This window comes from Sphingopyxis sp. SCN 67-31 (assembly GCF_001725095.1).
Window position 1 is genome coordinate 8,323 of the sequence record NZ_MEFH01000125.1, and the last position, 1,948, is coordinate 10,270.

At 68.4% G+C, this 1,948-nt stretch carries 3 protein-coding genes; 2 read left to right on the top strand and 1 reads right to left on the bottom strand.

Going from position 1 to position 1,948, the window contains the following annotated elements:
* Nucleotides 1–66: 66 nt before the first annotated feature.
* Entirely contained in the window at nucleotides 67–459 is a 393-nt protein-coding gene (locus tag ABS88_RS20980) for a copper chaperone PCu(A)C (protein ID WP_286750484.1), read from the top strand.
* On the top strand, nucleotides 446–1,072 hold the full coding sequence (locus ABS88_RS20985) for an SCO family protein (protein ID WP_286750482.1): 627 nt from the start codon (nucleotides 446–448) through the stop codon (nucleotides 1,070–1,072). The genes ABS88_RS20980 and ABS88_RS20985 overlap by 14 nt, the downstream gene beginning before the upstream one ends.
* Nucleotides 1,073–1,111: 39 nt before the next feature.
* On the opposite strand, the gene ABS88_RS20990 is transcribed toward ABS88_RS20985, so the two are convergent.
* On the bottom strand, nucleotides 1,112–1,948 hold an 837-nt coding region (locus ABS88_RS20990; protein ID WP_286750483.1), incomplete at its 5' end, for a sensor domain-containing diguanylate cyclase.

The window sequence follows — 1,948 nt, forward strand, 5'->3', positions numbered from 1 at the left end:
GCGGCAACGGCGCTGGTCGCCGCGCCGCCGCTGCTCGCGCACGGCGTCGCCGCCGGCGCGCTCGCCATCGGCCACCCCTGGTCGCGCGAAACCGCGCCGGGGCAAAAGGCCGGCGGCGGCTTTCTGACCATAACGAACAAGGGCAAGACCGAAGACCGGCTCCTCTCGGCGACTTCGCCCGCCGCCGCCGACGTCCAGATCCACATGATGAAGGTCGAGGACGGGGTGATGCGGATGCGCCAGATCACCGGCGGCCTCGCCATCCCGGCGGGCGGCACGCTCGAACTCAAGCCCGGCGGCTATCACATCATGTTCATGGGCCTCAAAAAGCCGTTCAAGCAGGGCGACATGATCCCCGCGACGCTGGTCTTCGCGCGGCAGGGGAAGGTCGCCGTGCGCTTCAAGGTGCAACCGATCGCATCGACCGCACCGATGGAGGGCGGTCATGGCGGACATTGAGGGCGGCACCCCGCCGATGGTCGTCGTTCGTCGCATCCTGTGGATGCTCGTCGCGGTCGCCGCGGTCTTCGGCGTCATATTGGCGGTTGGTGGCGGAGACGGCAGCAAGAGCGCGCCGGCCGCCTCAGCCGGCGCCGCGATCGGCGGCCCCTTCACGCTCACCGCGGCCGATGGCTCGACGCTCACCGACCGGACGCTGAAGGGCCGGCCCTTCGCGATCTTCTTCGGTTTCACCCGCTGCCCCGACGTCTGCCCGACCAGCCTCGCGCGCATGGCGCAGCTTCGCGAACAGCTCGGTCCCGACGGGATGAAGTTCGACATCGTCTTCGTCTCGGTCGACCCGCAGCACGACCGGCCCGCCGACATCGGCAGCTATGTCGCGCTGTTCAAGACGCCGATCATCGGGGCGACCGGAACCGATGCCCAGCTTGCCCAAATCCAGAAGGAATATGGCGTCTATGTCCGCAAGGTGCCGATCGAGGGCGGCGACTATACGGTCGATCACACCGCCGCCATCTATCTGATGGACAAGGACGGCCACTTCGTCACCACCATCGACTATCACGAGAATGACAAGACGGCGCTCGAAAAGCTGAAGCGCATCATCGCCTGATCCTGGGTTCGGCGGGCCGCGTCCTCGCGGCGCGGCCCGTCAGACCGCGGCGAAGGAATCGCGCTGCTGCGCCACCTCGACCCGGTCGCGGCCCATCGCCTTGGCGCGCAGCAAGGCGGCGTCGGCGGTGCGGACCAACCGGTCGGGCGGGCAGTGCAGCGGGGTGATCGCAACGCCGATCGAAACCGTAACCGGCCCCATGTTTCCGGCCTCCGATCCCAGCGCCAGTGCGGCGACGCGGGTACGGATTTCCTCGGCGCGCTCGGTCGCGCCCTCGACCGACAGGCCGGGGAGCAGCAGCATGAACTCCTCGCCGCCATAGCGAAAGGCGAGGCCCGCATCGCGCGTCACGCCCGCCAGCACCTTGCCGACTTCGCGCAGCACCGTGTCGCCCGCGTCGTGGCCGTGGACGTCGTTGAAACGCTTGAAATGATCGACGTCGATCATCAGGCAGCCCAGATCCTGCCCCAGCCGTTCGGCCTGCGCGATCTGGATGCCGAGCAGCTGGTCGAGCTGGCGACGGTTCGACAGACCGGTCAGCGGGTCGGCGAGCGCCATTTCGCGCAGCGTTTCGCGCAATTGCAGATTGGCGATCGCCAGCCCGATATTCTCCGCCAGCATGTCGAGATAGATTTCGGGACCGGACAGCGCGCCGGGGTTACCCGCCGGCGCTTCGAAATAAAGGAGGCCCAGCGTCTCGCGCTGCGCGGTGAGCGGCAGGCACAGCGTGTCGACGGGCGCCGCGGCATCGCTGCGGTCGACATGGTCGCACGGCACATCGACATTGTCGCCCGCGGGACGGTGCGGCAGTCCGCGGCGCAGCGCCCAGCAGGCGAGCGCCGAAAATTCGGCGCGCGAATGGCCGGGGTTCTGCCA

Bases quoted from the DNA above. Each gene is read 5' to 3' on its own strand.
- ABS88_RS20985 (WP_286750482.1), top strand. From the start codon at position 446: ATGGCGGACATTGAGGGCGGCACCCCGCCGATGGTCGTCGTTCGTCGC.